Annotated in this window: 15 protein-coding genes; 5 read left to right on the plus strand and 10 right to left on the minus strand. The window is 58.7% G+C overall.

Translation table 11 applies throughout. From position 1 onward, the window contains the following. Nucleotides 1-273 precede the first annotated feature (273 nt). The gene (locus IEY47_RS18900) at nt 274-1,704 is read right to left on the minus strand and encodes an MFS transporter (RefSeq protein ID WP_188985591.1); all 1,431 of its coding nucleotides are present in this window, start codon (nt 1,702-1,704) and stop codon (nt 274-276) included. Nucleotides 1,705-2,015: 311 nt separating this feature from the next. Between IEY47_RS18900 and IEY47_RS18905 the strand changes: the two genes are divergently transcribed. Together IEY47_RS18905 and IEY47_RS18910 are read left to right on the plus strand one after the other, a co-directional pair. After that, nucleotides 2,016-3,599 (plus strand): peptide chain release factor 3, encoded by a 1,584-nt coding sequence (locus IEY47_RS18905; RefSeq protein ID WP_188985593.1) that lies wholly within the window; start codon nt 2,016-2,018, stop codon nt 3,597-3,599. A 126-nt stretch (nt 3,600-3,725) separates the two neighbouring features. Further along, entirely contained in the window at nt 3,726-4,193 is a 468-nt protein-coding gene (locus tag IEY47_RS18910; RefSeq protein ID WP_188985595.1) for an REP-associated tyrosine transposase, read from the plus strand. Nucleotides 4,194-4,298: 105 nt separating this feature from the next. Here IEY47_RS18910 and IEY47_RS18915 read toward each other — a convergent pair whose 3' ends face one another. From IEY47_RS18915 to IEY47_RS18955, 9 genes are all read right to left on the minus strand, one after another. Then, a complete protein-coding gene (locus IEY47_RS18915; RefSeq protein WP_188985597.1) occupies nt 4,299-5,000 on the minus strand; it encodes an ABC transporter ATP-binding protein in 702 nt (233 codons plus the stop codon). Beyond that, nucleotides 5,000-5,767 carry a high-affinity branched-chain amino acid ABC transporter ATP-binding protein LivG gene (gene livG, locus IEY47_RS18920; protein WP_188985599.1) on the minus strand — a complete coding sequence of 256 codons (768 nt, stop codon included), beginning with the start codon at nt 5,765-5,767 and terminating at the stop codon, nt 5,000-5,002. Before livG ends, IEY47_RS18915 begins: the two co-directional genes overlap by 1 nt. Next, nucleotides 5,764-7,026: a high-affinity branched-chain amino acid ABC transporter permease LivM gene (locus IEY47_RS18925; RefSeq protein WP_188985601.1), complete on the minus strand. Its 1,263-nt coding sequence runs from the start codon at nt 7,024-7,026 to the stop codon at nt 5,764-5,766. Before IEY47_RS18925 ends, livG begins: the two co-directional genes overlap by 4 nt. Then, on the minus strand, nt 7,023-7,946 hold the full coding sequence (gene livH / locus IEY47_RS18930; RefSeq protein WP_188985603.1) for a high-affinity branched-chain amino acid ABC transporter permease LivH: 924 nt from the start codon (nt 7,944-7,946) through the stop codon (nt 7,023-7,025). The genes IEY47_RS18925 and livH overlap by 4 nt, the downstream gene beginning before the upstream one ends. A 251-nt stretch (nt 7,947-8,197) precedes the next feature. Then, nucleotides 8,198-9,316 (minus strand): branched-chain amino acid ABC transporter substrate-binding protein, encoded by a 1,119-nt coding sequence (locus IEY47_RS18935; protein ID WP_188985605.1) that lies wholly within the window; start codon nt 9,314-9,316, stop codon nt 8,198-8,200. A gap of 376 nt (nt 9,317-9,692) precedes the next feature. Next, nucleotides 9,693-10,847, minus strand: a complete 1,155-nt coding sequence (locus tag IEY47_RS18940; RefSeq protein WP_188985607.1) for an ABC transporter ATP-binding protein — start codon at nt 10,845-10,847, stop codon at nt 9,693-9,695. Between the two features lie 37 nt (nt 10,848-10,884). Beyond that, nucleotides 10,885-11,541 (minus strand): ABC transporter permease, encoded by a 657-nt coding sequence (locus IEY47_RS18945; RefSeq protein ID WP_188985609.1) that lies wholly within the window; start codon nt 11,539-11,541, stop codon nt 10,885-10,887. A 1-nt stretch (nt 11,542) separates the two neighbouring features. Then, nucleotides 11,543-12,445, minus strand: coding sequence for a glycine betaine ABC transporter substrate-binding protein (locus tag IEY47_RS18950; RefSeq protein ID WP_188985611.1), 903 nt, complete (start codon nt 12,443-12,445; stop codon nt 11,543-11,545). A 48-nt stretch (nt 12,446-12,493) separates the two neighbouring features. Further along, the gene (locus tag IEY47_RS18955) at nt 12,494-13,207 is read right to left on the minus strand and encodes an ABC transporter permease (RefSeq protein WP_188985613.1); all 714 of its coding nucleotides are present in this window, start codon (nt 13,205-13,207) and stop codon (nt 12,494-12,496) included. Nucleotides 13,208-13,583: 376 nt separating this feature from the next. Between IEY47_RS18955 and IEY47_RS18960 the strand changes: the two genes are divergently transcribed. From IEY47_RS18960 to IEY47_RS18970, 3 genes are all read left to right on the plus strand, one after another. Next, nucleotides 13,584-14,849, plus strand: a complete 1,266-nt coding sequence (locus IEY47_RS18960; RefSeq protein ID WP_188985615.1) for an OprD family porin — start codon at nt 13,584-13,586, stop codon at nt 14,847-14,849. 85 nt (nt 14,850-14,934) lie between these two features. Beyond that, a complete protein-coding gene (locus tag IEY47_RS18965; RefSeq protein WP_188985616.1) occupies nt 14,935-15,084 on the plus strand; it encodes a hypothetical protein in 150 nt (49 codons plus the stop codon). A gap of 273 nt (nt 15,085-15,357) precedes the next feature. After that, the gene (locus IEY47_RS18970; RefSeq protein WP_188985618.1) at nt 15,358-16,626 is read left to right on the plus strand and encodes an OprD family porin; all 1,269 of its coding nucleotides are present in this window, start codon (nt 15,358-15,360) and stop codon (nt 16,624-16,626) included. Nucleotides 16,627-17,000 lie beyond the last annotated feature (374 nt).

The following is a 17,000-nucleotide window of genomic DNA, read 5'->3' on the forward strand; positions in this document are numbered from 1 at the left end:
AACGCCCGATCAGTTTCCCCATTTTGGTTCGCCTACTTCCCAAGGCTTGTCGCCGAGCATCACTGATCGCAGTAGCAACCAGCGATCTCTCGTCGTCAGTACTTGAGCCGGATGGATCGTTGCCAGCATGGGCGTTCGGGCGCGAACTTTAGGGTTTGAGCGAGGCGAGATCAATAAAAAATCCGCCGCTACGCTTTAAGCATTACCGACCCTCATGTTTAACCGACCGGCATGACCTTTTTATGTTCCCCCAACGCGGCGGGCGTCACCCGATCAATGGTTGATCCGTTCCAGCGCTAACCCGCGGGTACGCGGCCCGAATACACCAATGGTGAACATCACCGTGAGCATGCTGATGACGATGAACACAATGACACCTGGCGTGCCGAAGCTTTCCAGGAACATGCCGATCAGAACGCTGCTGAACACCGTCGACAGTCGGCTGAACGAATAGCAGAAGCCGACCGCCCGCGCGCGGATGTGGGTCGGGAACAGCTCCGTTTGATACCCGTGATAGCTGTAGGTCAGCCAGGCATTGCTGAAGGTGATCATCACGCCGCAAAACGTGAGCCACAGCGGGTTGTCCTGGAAGGCGAAGAGCGTACCGAAGACCACCGTGCACAACGACGAACAGACGATCTGCCACTTGTTCTCGAAACGGCTGGTGAACTTCGCGCAGAACAGTGCTCCCAGCGGATAGGCCAGGGTGATGACGAAGGCATAGCCGAGGCTGTGCGTGACGCTTACGCCCTGCCCCGAGATCAATTTCGGCAACCAATTACCGAATCCAAAGAACCCGATGGCCTGAAAGATGTTGAAGACGATCAACATGAGCGTGCGTTTGCGGTAGGTATCACTCCAGATATCGGCGAAGCGGCCTCGGCTTTGCAGCTCGAAGTGTTCTGGCTCGGGGTCAGGCAAAGGCTGGCCGGTTTCTGCCGCGACTTTCGCCTCGATCGGTCGCAATATCGCATCGGCTTCCTCGAAGCGACCATGCTGCGCCAACCAGCGGGGCGACTCGGGCAAGGCCTGACGCAGCCGCCAGACGAACAACGCGAAGATCGCGCTGAAGAACACCACCCAGCGCCAGCCCGAAATACCCAAAGGTGCTTGCGGCACCAGCCACCAGGACAGCAACGCAACCGTTGGCACGGACGAGAACATGATGAAGAAGCCGAACGCGAAGGCCTTGCTGCGCATGTTCTTGGGGATGATTTCCGACATGTAGGTGTCGATTGTCACCAGCTCCACCCCCAGCCCGATACCGACCAGGAAGCGCATCGCGATCACACCGATGGCGGTGCTTTGCAAGCCCATCAGGATCGTGCAGACGGTATAGCCGATCAGCGCGAAGACGAACACGTTGCGGCGGCCAAAACGGTCGGCATACGGCGTCAGCAAGCTTGCGCCGATGAACAGGCCCAAAAAGGTGGCGGCGGCGAACGAGGCTTGATCAGAGATACCGAATACGCCATCGGAACCGTTCGCGAAGATGCCATCCGCGATCAAGCCCGGACTGATGTAGGCGGTCTGGAACAGATCGTACAGTTCGAAGAACCCGCCGATGGACAGCAGCGAGACCAATATCCAGAGCGTTCTAGAGGGCGGAAGACGGTCTATTCGGGCGGAGATTTCAGCAGCGCGGGTGCCAGCGCTTGAAGGCGTCGACGCCGAAGCGGCGTCGAGTGGTGAGGCGTGGGACATTGTTCGGACATCCTGTTTTATTTGGTTACAGGTTACCGAAAAGCAGCTTCGTCTCGATTGTTAAATACGCGGCGCAAATCGTTTTATTGAATATAAAAACTAAGAAAAGAAGGGAATTGGATTTTTATTGCTCTGTTAGCCGACCGTGCGGTCATTCGTTGCGATACGCCAAGCACAAATCTTGTAGGAGCCGGCGGCTCCTACGAAAGTCTTTACCTGCAACGTTCGCGTCAGGCCGACGGCCCACAAGCCCCTACCCTCATCCTGTATACTTCGCGACCAATTTTCGCCGCTATCAGCCAGGTTCGCGCATGACCACCCAGGCCACCGAAGTCGCCAAACGCCGCACGTTCGCTATCATTTCTCACCCGGACGCCGGTAAAACCACCATCACTGAAAAATTGCTGCTGATGGGACAGGCGATCACCGTGGCCGGTACTGTGAAGTCACGTAAATCCGACCGTCACGCCACCTCCGACTGGATGGAAATGGAGAAGCAGCGCGGCATCTCCATCACCACCTCGGTGATGCAGTTCCCCTACCGGGAAAACATGGTCAACCTGCTCGACACCCCCGGCCACGAAGACTTCTCGGAAGACACCTACCGTACGCTCACCGCAGTGGACTCAGCACTGATGGTGCTCGACGGCGGTAAGGGCGTCGAACCACGCACCATTGCCTTAATGGATGTCTGCCGGCTGCGTGACACGCCTATCGTTAGCTTCATCAACAAGCTTGACCGGGATATTCGTGACCCCATCGAGTTGCTCGACGAGATCGAGGCGGTCCTGAACATTAAAGCCGCGCCCATAACCTGGCCGATCGGCTCGTACCGCGATTTCAAAGGCGTCTACCACCTCAAGGCCGACAAGATCATCTGTTACATCCCCGGCCACGGGCATGAGCGCATCGCAGCGAAAATCATCGACAAGCTGGACTCCGACGAAGCGCGCGCGCACCTCGGCGACCTGTACGACGACTTCGTCGATCAACTCGAGCTGGTCCAGGGCGCCTGTCACGAGTTCGACGAGCAGGCCTTTCTCGACGGCCGAATGACGCCCGTCTTCTTCGGCACCGCTCTGGGCAACTTTGGCGTGGACCACGTGCTCGACGCCATCGTGGATTGGGCGCCGCGGCCGCTGAGCCGCGCCGCGAACGAGCGCGTCGTCGAGCCCGTGGAAGAAAAATTCACCGGCTTCGTGTTCAAGATCCAGGCGAACATGGACCCAAAGCACCGCGACCGCATCGCCTTCATGCGCATCTGCTCTGGCAAGTACGAAAAAGGCATGAAGATGCGCCACGTGCGCCTGAAAAAGGACCTAAAAATCGCCGATGCCCTGACCTTCTTCTCCAGCGAGCGCGAGCAGCTGGAAGAGGCCTATGCCGGCGATATCATCGGCCTGCACAACCACGGCACCATTCAGATCGGCGATACCTTCAGCGAGGGCGAAGTGCTCGGCTTCACCGGCATCCCGCACTTCGCGCCAGAATTGTTCCGCCGCGTGCGCTTGAAAGACCCGCTGAAATCCAAGCAACTGCGCCAGGGTTTGCAAGAGCTCGCGGAAGAAGGTGCAACCCAGGTGTTCTTCCCCGAGCGTAGCAACGACATCATCTTGGGCGCCGTAGGTGTGCTGCAGTTCGACGTCGTCGCCAGCCGCTTGAAAGAGGAATACAAGGTCGAGTGCGCCTACGAGGCCATCAACGTCTGGTCCGCCCGCTGGATCGAATGCAGCGATAAGAAGAAGCTCGAAGAGTTCAAGACCAAAGCCTTCGAAAACATCGCCATCGACGGCGGCGGCCACCTCACCTACCTCGCCCCCACCCGCGTGAATCTCAGCCTCATGGAAGAGCGCTGGCCCGACGTGAAATTCCGCGCGACGCGTGAGCATCACTGACGAAACGCAACGCTTTTTTGTAGGAGCCAGCTTGCTGGCGATCGCTTTTCCTCTGAAGATCGCTGATCGCCAGCAAGCTGATCGCAGCCCGGCTGGCTCCTACAAGAGCTATACGAGACACATGGAATGGATTCCAGCCGCTTCGCTCATCGCGGGCATGCGCTTCGTGTAGGGCGCATATCCGAGCCAGGTCGTCCCTACCTGCTGACCGCCGTTACGCTAGACCGAAAACCGATCTTTCAGGATTGGACGCTCGCTCGTTTGGTTGTCACTGAAATGCGGCGGCTGCATGACTCCAATGATGTTCGCTCGTTAGCGTGGATGGTGATGCCTGATCATTTGCATTGGTTGGTGCAACTGGAGTCAGCACCACTGCAACCATTAATGCAGCGTCTCAAGTCCCGAAGTGCTATCAGTATCAATAAAGTACGCGGTAACTCTGGCCGCATCTGGCAGAGAGGGTTTCATGACCGGGCACTACGACGGGAGGACGACCTGCAAGCAATGGCGCGGTATGTAGTCGCCAATCCATTGAGAGCCGGTTTGGTTCGCCATGTAGGCGACTATCCGTTGTGGGATGCGATTTGGCTATGAGTACAAAAGCGATCGCCAGCAAGCTGGCTCCTACAGGAAATCTGCGCTGTTCTGTAGGAGCCAGCTTGCTGGCGATCGCCTTTAAATGGCGCGTCATTCGGGAGGCTACGCCCCCAAATACGCATCCCGCACTTTCGGGTCGTTCAAGAGCTCATCCCCGCTGCCCTGCATCACAATCCGACCGTTCTCCAGCACATAACCACGGTCCGCGAGCTTGAGCGCCTGATTGGCGTTCTGCTCGACGAGGAACACGGTCACGCCGTCACGGCGCAGCTGCTCGATGATCTCGAATATCTGCTGGATGATGATGGGTGCAAGCCCCAATGAAGGCTCATCCAGCAACAGCAGCTTTGGCTTGCTCATCAGGGCGCGCCCGATGGCGAGCATCTGTTGCTCGCCGCCGGACATGGTTCCCGCGCGTTGGGCAAAGCGCTCTTTCAAACGCGGGAACAGATGCAGCACCTTATCGAGCTGCTCTTGGTTGTCGCGCTTGCTACCAAAGAAGCCGCCCATGGCTAGGTTCTCCTCCACGGTGAGACGCGCGAACACGCGGCGGCCTTCCGGCACGACGGCGATGCTCTTGCGCATGATCTCCGGCGTGTCCATGCCGACCAGCTCTTCACCCTGATAGCGAATGCTGCCACTGACCGCGCGCGGATTTCCGCACAGGGTCATCAGCAGTGTGGACTTACCCGCTCCATTCGCGCCGATGAGCGTGACGATCTCGCCCTGACGAACCTCGACACTGACGCCGTGCAGCGCCTGGATCTTGCCGTAGAAGGTGGAAACGTTATCGAAGTACAGCATCACGCTTCCCCCAGGTAGGCTTTGATGACGTCCGGGTTGTCGCGGACCTGTTGTGGCGTGCCGTCGGCAAGCGGCGTGCCCTGGTTGATCACGAAGATGTGGTCGGAAATGCTCATGACCAGCTTCATGTCGTGCTCGATCAGCAGCACAGTCACACCGTGCTCGTCGCGCAGCATGGCGATGAGCGCCTTGAGGTCCTCTGTCTCGCGCGGGTTCAGACCCGCAGCAGGCTCGTCGAGCATAAGAATGCTCGGTCGGGTCATCATGCAGCGAGCGATTTCCAGACGGCGTTGCTGACCGTAAGCCAGCGTGCCGGCAGAGCGGTTGGCGACATCGGTCAAGTTGACCTTGTCCAGCCAGTACGCGGCGTGCTCCATGCCTTCTCGCTCGCTGCGGCGGAACGCTGGCGTCTTGAACAAGCCTGCCAGAAAGTTCGTGTTCAGGTGGCGATGCTGGGCGACCAGAAGGTTCTCGACCGCCGTCATCTCCTTGAACAGCCGCACGTTCTGGAACGTCCGAACGACGCCCTTGCGAGCGATCTTGTGGCCGGGCAGCCCCTGGATTTCTTCGCCACCGAGCACGACTTTGCCGGCAGTTGGCTTGTAGAAACCGGTCAGGCAGTTGAACACGGTGGTCTTACCGGCACCATTCGGGCCAATCATCGACACGACCTGCTTTTCCTGCACGGTCAGGCTCACACCGTTGACGGCCAGCAGGCCACCGAAACGCATCGACAGGTCACTGACCTGCAGAATCGGACGACTCATGGCTTGAGCTCCAGGTGCGGACGCTGCATGGGGATCAACCCCTGCGGACGCCAAATCATCATCAGGATCATCGTCAAGCCGAAGATCAGCATGCGGTATTCGTTGAAGTCGCGAATTTCTTGGAGCATCACCATGACTGCCGCAGCGAAGATGATCCCAAGCTGGGACCCCATGCCGCCCAGCACGACGATCGCCAGAATCATCGCCGACTCGATGAACGTGAAGGACTCGGGCGTGACGAGGCCTTGGCGCGCCGCGAAGAAACAGCCGGCAAAACCCGCGAACGATGCGCCGATGGTGAATGCGGACAGCTTCACCGTGGTCGGGTTGAGTCCCAACGCACGGCAAGCAATTTCGTCCTCACGCAGGGCTTCCCAGGCACGACCAATAGGCATACGCATCAGGCGATTGATGACGAACAGGGCCAGCACCACCAGCAACAGCGCGATCAGATAAAGGAAGATGACCTTGTACATCGAGTTGTAGGACGTACCGAGCAGGTCATGCAGTGTCTGCACGCCTTCAGGCACCCGGCGCTCGAACGAAATACCGAACAGGGTCGGCTTGTTCTCGTTGGCAACGCTAATACCGTTCGGGCCACCCGTGTACTCGGTGAGGTTGCGCAGCATGATGCGGATGATCTCGCCGAACCCAAGGGTCACGATCGCAAGATAATCCCCGCGCAGGCGCAGGACCGGAAAGCCGAGCAGGAAACCGAAGGTCGCCGCCGTCAGGCCGGCGATAGGTAACGCGGTCCAAAAGCCGAAACCGGCGTACTCAGCCAGCATCGCGTAGGTATAGGCGCCCACGGCGTAGAAGCCGACGTAGCCCAGATCCAACAAGCCGGCGAGACCAACCACGATATTCAAGCCGACCCCGAGCATGATGTAGATCAGCATCAGCGTGGCGATGTCCACGGCCGCGCGCGTGCCGAAGAACGGCCACACCAGCGCAATGACCAGCAGCCCGAACATGATCCAGCGTTGCACGTGAGGCAGCGTCATCGAATGCTTGAAGCCTTCGGGCAAGCTTGGCAATGCGGCTTTCGCAAGGCCAGAGCCGAGCAAACGGTCACGCAGCAGAAGGTGCCACAGCAGAATCGCGAGCGCCGCGCCGCCAATGATCCACAGTGTTTCGGCGCTGGCGCCCTCCACCTGCAGACGAATCCCGACCACGCTGAGTTTGAGGCCGAGAATCGGGTACGAAATGAGCATCAGCAATACGGCACTGAAGAGCCCGGTCTTGAGATTGCGCGTCATACCTTTTCCACCTCTGGGCGACCGAGGATGCCGGTAGGTCGGAACAGCAGCACCAGAATCAACAAGCCGAAGGCCACGACGTCCTTGTACTGATCACCGACGATATCCGCACCGAACGCTTCGGCCACACCGAGTACGAGCCCGCCAAGGACCGCGCCTGGAATGCTGCCAATGCCGCCCAATACGGCAGCGGTAAACGCTTTGATACCGGCGAGAAAGCCAAGGTACGGGTTGATCACGCCGTATTGCATGCCCAGCAGCACAGCTGCAACCGCGGCGAGGGCGGCACCGATCACGAAGGTCAACGCGATGATGTTGTTGGTGTTGATGCCTAGCAGGTTGGCCATCTTCAGGTCTTCGGCGCAGGCACGACAGGCGCGCCCGAGGCGCGAACGCGAAATGAACAGCGTCAGCCCCAACATGGCGAGGAACGTGACGACGAAGATCAGAACTTGCATGTAGGAGATCACGACGCCGTTCATGGAGCTTTCGCCAAAGACGAAGCTGCCTGGCAGCGGGTTAGCGATGGCTTTTTCCTTGGAGTCCTGCGCCAGCATCACGGCGTTCTGCAGGAAGATCGACATGCCGATGGCCGAGATCAGCGGAATCAACCGGTTACCGCCGCGCAACGGTCGGTAGGCGACTCGCTCGATGCTGTAGCCGAAGGCGCTGGTGACGATCATGCTCGCGGCGAACGCGCAAACCATGATCAGCGGCAGGCTGTCGAGGCCCATCATCGCCAGCAAGGTAATGGCGATGAAGGCGATGTAAGAACCGATCATGTACACCTCGCCGTGGGCGAAGTTGATCATGCCGATGATGCCGTAGACCATCGTGTAGCCGATGGCGATCAGGGCATAGGTACTGCCGACAGTCAGGCCGTTAACCAACTGTTGCAGGTAGTGATAGAGGTCAGGCATCGATGTTTCCTGAGGTGCCGAACGGCAAGGCATGGCAAGCGTTGCAGACACATGAAACGACAGAGCCGGGAAGCCCCGGCTTTGCACTTGGGTTGTTCGAATGAGCCAATCACATCAGGCGCGCCCCGCGAACATCCAGCTCACGCAGCGTCGCCCCGATGCGTCCAATCGCAAACCTCTGCCCTGCTTACCCCGCATCGGGCGCCAAAAGGCGCTTGGCGCGTGAGCAGGACGATCGGCTCGCGCGGATCTTACTTGGCTTCGGTCTTGCTACCGTCCTTGTGCCATTCGTAGACGACGAAGTCGAAGTCCTTCAGGTCGCCCTTTTCATCGAAGGACAGTGCGCCAGTAGGCGTCTCGAAGCTGCCTTCACGCAGCGCGTCGGCGACCGCTTCCGGATCGGTGTCACCCGCTTTCTCGATGCCTTGCGCGATGACTTGTACGGCCGAGTACGCCGGCAGGACGAAGATGCCGCTCGGATCCTGTTTCTTCGCTTTCAGTGCGTCGACCAGTTCCTTGTTTTGCGGCAGCGTTTCGAACGCGCGCGGCAGTGTCGCCAGCATGCCTTCGGAGGCGTCACCGGCAATGGCGGTGATTTCGCTGTTGCCGACACCCTCAGGCCCCATGAAACGGGCTTTCAGACCCGCCTGGTTGGCCTGGCGCAGCAGCAGCCCCATTTCCGGGTGGTAGCCACCGAAATAGATGAAGTCGACGTTAGCGCGTTTGAGCTTGGAAATCAGCGAGTTGAAGTCCTTGTCGCCGGCGTTCAGGCCTTCGAAGACTGCAACTTTCGCCCCACCTGCTTCGATGGTGTTTTTTACTTCGGTGGCGATGCCCTCGCCGTACTGCTGCTTGTCGTGCAGCACCGCGATGGTGGCGTCCTTGTAGTTCGCCAGGATGAACTTGCCCGCGACCGGGCCCTGCAGGTTGTCTAAGCCGATGGTACGGAAGATCAGCTTCTTGTCATCCGACGTGATGCCCGGCGCGGTGGCCGACGGCGTGACCATCATGATGCCTTCGTCTTCGTAGATATCCGACGCCGGCTGGGTCGAGCTAGAGCACACGTGGCCGACCACGAATTTCACGCCATCGTTGACGACCTTGTTGGCCACCGCAACCGCTTGCTTGGGATCGCACGCATCGTCATAAACGACCGCTTCGAGCTTCGCACCATCGACCCCACCCGCAGCGTTGATGCGCTCGACGGCGAGATCGACACCGGCACGGACCATATCGCCGTACTGCGTCACGGGCCCTGTAACCGGGCCGGCAATACCAATACGAATGGTGTCAGCGGCAACGCTGTACGAGGCCGCACCGGCCAATGCCATGGCGGCGAAAAGTTGGGAAAAACGGTTGATGACCTTCATTGGCTCGCTCCGTGGGGCTTTCTATTTATCGGTATGCACATTCGGGCACCTGCGTGCTCCAAGCAGGCGGCATCATGATGCCCATCACTATAGTTCAGGAATGACGGGGCAATGATGGCATCCGGCCCGATGGCGGCAGGATTGTAGTGAAGTTCAGCGGAAACGGCACCGGGTAGAAGACACCGGGCGATCGAAGGCGCGTTGACGAGAGGCGCGTCGATTTGAAGCCCCGACCGCACCTTTAAAGGCGGCCGGGCAGCGCTCTGCCTTAGCGGCGTGGCACATCGCAAGCAACGCAAGCGCACCACGCATAAATTGGAGAGGCGACTAAAGTCGCCCCTACGGAGTCCAGATCTGAACGCAGGTCAGAGCAAACTCACTCTGCCACCTGCTCCGCGGGCGAAACGATGGTGGTCTTGCCCCGCGACCGGCCCGAGCTCAGGTAATCGGCGATCGATTCCTGCGTGACCTCACCCAGGAAGTCATTCTCGGCGCTGAGCACCGGCAACCACGAGCTGTTGAACTCGTACATCCGCGACAACAGGATACGTAGGTGCTCATCGTGCGCGGCGGTGGTCGCGAACGGCTTCAGGTATGGCTTCACTGGGCCGGTTTGCCCACGCAGATCACGACGGCGGATGTAACCCAGCCCTTTGTTCCCAGCGTCCGTAACGACCATATAACGGCGGTCATGCTCTTCCATCAGCTCCAGCGCGTCACCGATCAAGGTGTCTTCTTTAATGGAAGGCGCGTTGTCTGCTGCGTCTTCCGCTCTGATCAGCAGTAGCCGCTTGAGCGTGCTGTCCTGCCCAACGAAGCCGCTGACAAAATCGTCAGCCGGGTGAGCCAGCAAGGTGTCGGGATGATCGAACTGCAAGAGCTTGCCGTCCTTGAAGATGGCGATCTTGTCACCCAGCTTGATGGCCTCGTCGATGTCGTGGCTGACCATGATCACGGTCTTGTTCAGCGCCCGCTGCATCTGGAAGAACTCGTTCTGGATCGCGTCTCGGTTGACCGGGTCCACCGCGCCGAATGGCTCGTCCATCAGCAACACTGGAGCCTCGGCTGCCAGCGCGCGAATCACGCCGATACGCTGCTGCTGACCGCCCGAAAGCTCGCGCGGATAGCGCGACAGGTATTGCTTGGGCTCGAGCTGCACCATACTCATCAGCTCCACCGCCCGCTCGTGGCAACGTTTCTTGTCCCAGCCGAGCAGCTTGGGCACGACGGTGATGTTTTCCTCGATGGTCATGTTCGGGAACAGACCGATCTGCTGGATCACGTAACCGATGTTGCGGCGCAGGGTCACCTCGTCGATGCCCGTGGTGTCTTCACCATTGATGAACACGCGACCGGAAGTCGGTTCGATCAACCGGTTGATCATCTTTAGGGTGGTGCTCTTGCCGCAGCCGGATGGGCCGAGGAACACGCATATCTGGCCTTCGTCGACGGTCAGGCTGACGGAGTCGACCGCGGTAATGTCCTTGCCCTTCTGCTGGAATTTCTTGGTGAGCTTATCGAGTTGAATCATGGCGAATACCTTCGACTAATAGGTTGTGGATCAGGACTCAGCGCGTACGCAAACCGCGTGGCGTGAGGATCCGTTGCAACCGCTGCAATAAGAGATCGGCGACGATGGCCAGCAAGCTGACGAGCACGGCTCCAACAACGAGTGCCCCCGTGTCGCTGCGAGAAATGGATGTCAGGATTAGTACGCCCAGGCCACCGGCGCCGATGGTGGCGGCAATGGTCATGACGCCAATGTTCATCACCACGGCGGTACGCACGCCCGCCAGGATCACCGGTACGGCGATCGGCAGTTCGACCATGCGCAAGCGCTGCCAAAAACTCATGCCAATACCGCTGCCCGCTTCTCGGATGCCAGGCTCGATGCTGGCCAGCGCGAGGTAGGTGTTGCGCAGAATGGGCAGCAGCGAATAGAGGAACACCGCCGTAACCGCCGGCAACGGGCCGAGGCCTTGGCCGAAGATGGAATAGATGGGCAACAGCAATCCGAAGATCGCGATTGCGGGGATGGTCAATACCACGGTCGCGGCACCTTGCAATGGCCCGGCGAGCCAGGGAAAGCGTGTCATCAATATGCCCAGCGGCACACCGATGAGGATCGCCAGGCCCACGGCGATGCCGACCAGGTAGATGTGCTGCCACGTCAGAAACGCAATCTGAGCCCAGTTGATGTTGCTCAGTGACGTCCAGATATCCATATCAGCGTCCTCCTTCGATAAGGCCGCTTTCGCGCAGGTAATGCGCAGCCACCGCGGCAGGGCTCAGGCGCTCTATATCGACCTTGGCGTTAAGCCCTTGGATGGTTTCGTCATCGAGGCTTTCGGCCAACGGCTTGAGCAGCTCGGCGATTTCAGGGTTCTTCTCCAGGTAGCTTTTGTTGGCAACGGGGGCCGCGGTGTAGTCCGGGAAATAGCTCTTGTCGTCTTCCAGGATCTTCAGGCCGAACGCCTCAAGACGTCCGTCCGTGGTGTTGACCATGCCGCAAAACACCTGGCCGTTCTTGAGCGCTGTAAAGACCAGCCCGGGATCCATCGAGCGGATTTCATTACGGGTGAAGCTCATGCCGTACTGCTTGTTCAGCCCTTCCAATCCATCGGAACGGTTGGCGAATTCGATATCCATCGCGAACAGGTGCGTCTTATCTGGCTCGCTTTCCAGCACCTTGGCTAGGTCACTGATGGACTGGATCTGTGGATACTCTTCGGCGATCTCCTTAGAAATCGCCATGGCATAGGTGTTGTTCAAACGCGCAGGGGTGAGCCAGATCGCGTTGTTCTTCGCATCGAGCTCCTTCACGCGTTCGTACGTTGCCTGGGGATCGAGACGTTCGGTGATCTTGTTGTAGGCCACGAGCGAAGTCCCCGTGTACTCCCAAGTGATATCGAGCTGGCCGCTTTTCAGGCCGTTCCAGGCGATGGTACTGCCCAGCCCACCCACGATTTCCGGCCGATAACCCTTCGTAGCCAGATACTGCGCCGTCAGTTCTGAAAGCACGGCTTGCTCGGTGAATACCTTGGCGCCAATGCGGACAGGTCCGCCGGCAGCCTGCACCGTGCCTGCAAGTAGCAGCCCGGCGAACATCAACAAAATGGACTTCTTCATTACGGGTTTCCTTCGAACCGGCCAGGCCGGCATTCGCCTTAAGCGAAATCAGCGAGGTAGGCCTTTTTCCAACCATAGGCGGCTTGCCGTGGCAACGAGTCCGTCGAGCAGAAGCGCCAGCAAAGCGGTGGCAGCGGCGCCTAGTAGCAGCAACTGATGGTTATCGAGTGCGATGCCAGGGAAGATCAAGCTACCAAGGCTGTTGGCGCCGATGAGAAAGGCAAGCGGTGCAGTGCCGACGTTGAGCGCCAGCGCGATACGGACACCCCCCATGATGATCGGCACGGCATTGGGCAGCTCGACCTTCCAGAGCACCTGATTGGGCGTCATCCCAATTCCGGTCGCGGCTTCTTTCAGTGAACCTGGCACATTGCGCAAACCCTCATAGGTGTTGCGCACGATTGGCAGTAGTGAGGCAAGGAACAGTGCCAGGATGGCGGGCCCATTGCCGATCCCGATAACCGACAAAGCAATCGCCAGTACCGCAAGCGGCGGTACGGTGTTGCCGATGTTGAAAATCTGCATAAAGCGCTCGGCGCTGTGTTCACGACCTGGGCGGCTGAGCAGAATGCCCGAAGGGATACCTACGGCCAGCGCCGCCAGCATCGAGGCGGCGACCAGTAGTATGTGAGCTTGCAGATAGAACAGTAGATTTTCGCGTTGGGCGTGCAGGGTTTCGGGGGTAATCCAGTGCACGAGCGAAGCAAGTACCGCAACAAACGCAGCAGCGCTGAGCAGAACCTTGCCGTAGGTTTTGAGCATGATGTACGTCCTCATACAGGGGCGCCAGAACAGCACTGCAGCAGCCTCCCGCAAGTTTCCAGATGAGCCTCAGTAGGGCTCGATAGGCCAAGCGCGACATGGATCATGTCCGTGTGCCATCAAATTACAGACGTCACGCAAACCCTTTCGGTTCAACGAGATATGAGTAAGGTCGTGCGGCACTCACTAGCTCATAAGAAAAATGAAAGCTTTGTGAAAGAAATCTAGGCGAAGCTCCGGCCCACGAATAAAAAGCCGAACGGACTCCGGTCAACGACCGCAAGCCAATCGGACAAGGCGCTCCAAATCGCCACTCAACAATTTCAATAACGTCAGACAAAGAGCTGACAGGCAATTCACCCATGGAGCACATGCAATGCAAACAATAAGAAAGGGCGTTATAGCCGTGGCTGTTGCAGCCGCGTCACTACAAATGGCACACGCCAGTCAACAGTCTGAAGCGAAGGGCTTCGCCGAGGGCAGCAAGCTGAATGTCCTCAATCGCAATATGTTCATGCAGCGCGACTGGAAGAACGGCGACTCCAACTCGGCTGGTAAGAGCTACGTCGAGGAGTGGGGCCACAGCTTCATCACCACCTTCAACTCCGGCTTCACGCAAGGCACCGTCGGTTTCGGCCTCGATGCTTACGCGGGTGTAGCGCTCAAGCTCGATTCCAGCCAAGGCCGTAGCGGCGCGGGGATGCTGGAAGTCAAAGACAACGGCGATCCCAAGGATGAATTTTCCATCGCCGGCGCCGCCGTCAAAGCGCAGTTTTCCAGCACCGTCATCAAGTACGGCAATCAATTGCCAAACCTGCCCATCTTCGCGATCTCAGACAGCCGTTTGCTCCCCGAGACCGTCATCGGCACGCTGGTCACCAGTAACGAGATCAAGGACCTGACCCTGAATGCGGGTCGCTTCACGGCATTGCGCAACCGCAACCAGTCCATGCAGGACAGCATGCGGCTGACCAAGACCGACTTCTTCGGTGGCACTTACAAGTTCACTGAAAAGCTTTCCGGCAGTGCCTACTGGGCCGAGACCGAAGACTACTTTCGTAAGTACTATGGCAACATCAACTACGTCGCCCCGCTCTCCGATACTCAAAGCCTGATCTTCGACGTCAACATGTACGACACGAAGAGCGATGGCGAAGGTCGGTTCCGCGCCTGGGATGAGGACGAACTCGATAACCGCCTCTATTCGTTTGCTGTCGGCTACAAGTTCGGTGCTCATACGCTGACGCTGTCACACCAGCGCGTGAGCGGCGATGGCGGCTATGTGTATGACATCGATGGCGGCAGCACGATGTTCACGCCGCACTCGGTACTGATCTCCGACTTCAACCGCGAAGACGAAAAATCCTGGGGCGTCCGCTACGACCTGAACATGGCGGGCTATGGCGTACCGGGCCTGACGTTCATGGGCCGCTACATCAGAGGCACCGACTTCACGAACGACAACACCGACGATGGCGAAGAGTGGGAGCGTGACATTGAAGCCAAGTACGTGCTGCAGAATGGTCCAGCCAAGGATCTCAGCATGCGCCTGCGCTACGGTACTCGCCGCAGCAGCGATATCGACAACGGAAATCTGGAAGACCTGCGCGTGATCGTCGAGTACCCGCTCAGCATTCTCTAACTCACTGCAATTGTGAAAAAGGCGCCCGCGCGGGCGCCTTTTTCTTTGCACAAGAATGAGCTGCTGAAACCAGCAAAAACCACAAATGACCAAAGCTGCGATGAACCTGCGCGGCTTCAAGGGCGGTTCGGTACGGGCCCCGTTGCTGGACTTGGAAGGCGCTACGCTGGAAGAGCTCCAGCAAGTAATGGCCGCACTGGCAAAAGACCCGCGCACGGGCGTGACCCTGGCCTAAGACGGAACTGGCCGCCCTACTCTGGGGCAAAGGGTGGCCGAACAAGTCCACAACAGGGCTTTTGTCAAACCGCATGGCGGCGCAAGACCGCAAATTATCGCCACAACACCTGCCGCAGAGCATGGCGCGGATTTTGTATAGAGAGGTTTCAACCGAAGCGGCGACTCCTGAGAACGGATCACCAAGACCGCACGATCACGCTTCGGCATCACTAGAAACGACACGGCATCTCTTCTTCCAGAGTCTGTCCACACACCGCTTGGAGCACCCCATATGCAAGTCAAGAAGTGCAGCCTGATCGCGCTGGCTATCTCCGCAGCTGTCAGCCAAATGGCTGTCGCCAGTCAGCAATCTGAAGCCAAGGGCTTCGTTGAAGGCAGCAAGCTCAAGGTCCTGAACCGCAACATGTACATGAACCGTGATTTCAAACACGGCCAACGCAATGGCACGAAGAGCTACGGTGAAGAATGGGCCCATGGCCTTATCACCACCTACAGCTCCGGTTTCACACAAGGCACCGTCGGCTTCGGTGTGGATGCATTCGGCCTGGTGGGCATCAAGCTGGACTCGGGCGATGGCCGCAATGGTGTCGGCACTGGGCTGCTGGAAATCAACGACGCGGGCGAAGCCAAGGACGACCAGGCACTGGCCGGCGCAGCCGCCAAACTGCAGATTTCCAACACCGTGCTCAAATACGGTAACCAGATGGTATCCCTGCCGGTACTCGCGATTTCCGACAGCCGCCTGCTTCCTGAGTCGGTCACCGGTGGCTTGGTCACCAGCAACGAAATCGAAGGACTGACACTTAACGCGGGCCACTTCACGGCACTGAGCAACCGTAACCAGTCTTCAAGAGATAGCGCAGGCATGAAGTCGCTCGACCTTGCCGGCGGTACCTACAAGTTCAGCAAGGATCTTATCGGTAGCGCCTACTGGGCCGAGACCGAAGACTACTTCCGCAAGTACTACGGCAACCTGAACTACTCGATGCCGCTGTCGGACACCCAGGCGTTCATCGTTGACTTCAACATGTACGACACCAAGAGCGACGGCCTTGGCCTGTCCCGCGCATGGGATGGTGAAAAGCTCGACAACCAGATTTACAGCTTGGCTGCCGCCTTCAAAACAGGCGCGCACACTTTCACGCTGTCGCACCAGCGTGTCACCGGTGATGGCGGCTACGTGTATGGCCCAGACGGTAACAGCACCATGTACACCGCACACTCCATGCAGGTATCGGACTTCAACCAGGAGAACGAAAAATCCTGGGCAGCTCGCTACGACCTGAACATGGCGGCATTCGGCGTACCGGGCCTGACCTTCATGACTCGTTACATCAAAGGTACCGACTTCAACACCACACTTAGCAGCAACGGTAAAGAGTGGGAGCGCGACGTCGAGGCCAAGTACGTGCTGCAAGACGGTCCAGCCAAGGACCTAAGCTTCCGCGTGCGCTGGGGCACCCGTCGCACCGCCGACATCGCCACGGGCAACATGGAAGATCTGCGCGTGTTCGTCGAGTACCCGCTGAACATCCTGTAATCCCAGCGAGTACCCGAAACCAAAAACCGGAAGCCTTCGCTTCCGGTTTTTTTATGGCGGTACCTCCTGCTGCGGAAAACGATTCTGTGGGAGCGAGCCATGCTCGCGATTAGTCCGAGCAATACCCTTCTGTTCGGTGCACGAGTCCATCGCGAGCATGGCTGATGGCAGCCCCGCTCGCTCCCACGGTTTACGTGAGACCTCGTAGGACGGGTGGAGCCCGCGCAGATACGCTGAAAAGCCGCGGATTGCACCCGCCCTTGTATGTCGACTCCCGTCTCCAAAGAGGCGATAGTCCCCGACTGATCATCGGGGGAGGACCGCAAGCCGCACCCGCCCTTAAGCCTCGAGCTTGTTGTGTAGATTGCGCTGCG

The sequence above is a fragment of the Pseudomonas matsuisoli genome, from assembly GCF_014647635.1.
Taxonomy (GTDB): Bacteria; Pseudomonadota; Gammaproteobacteria; order Pseudomonadales; family Pseudomonadaceae; genus Pseudomonas_P; species Pseudomonas_P matsuisoli.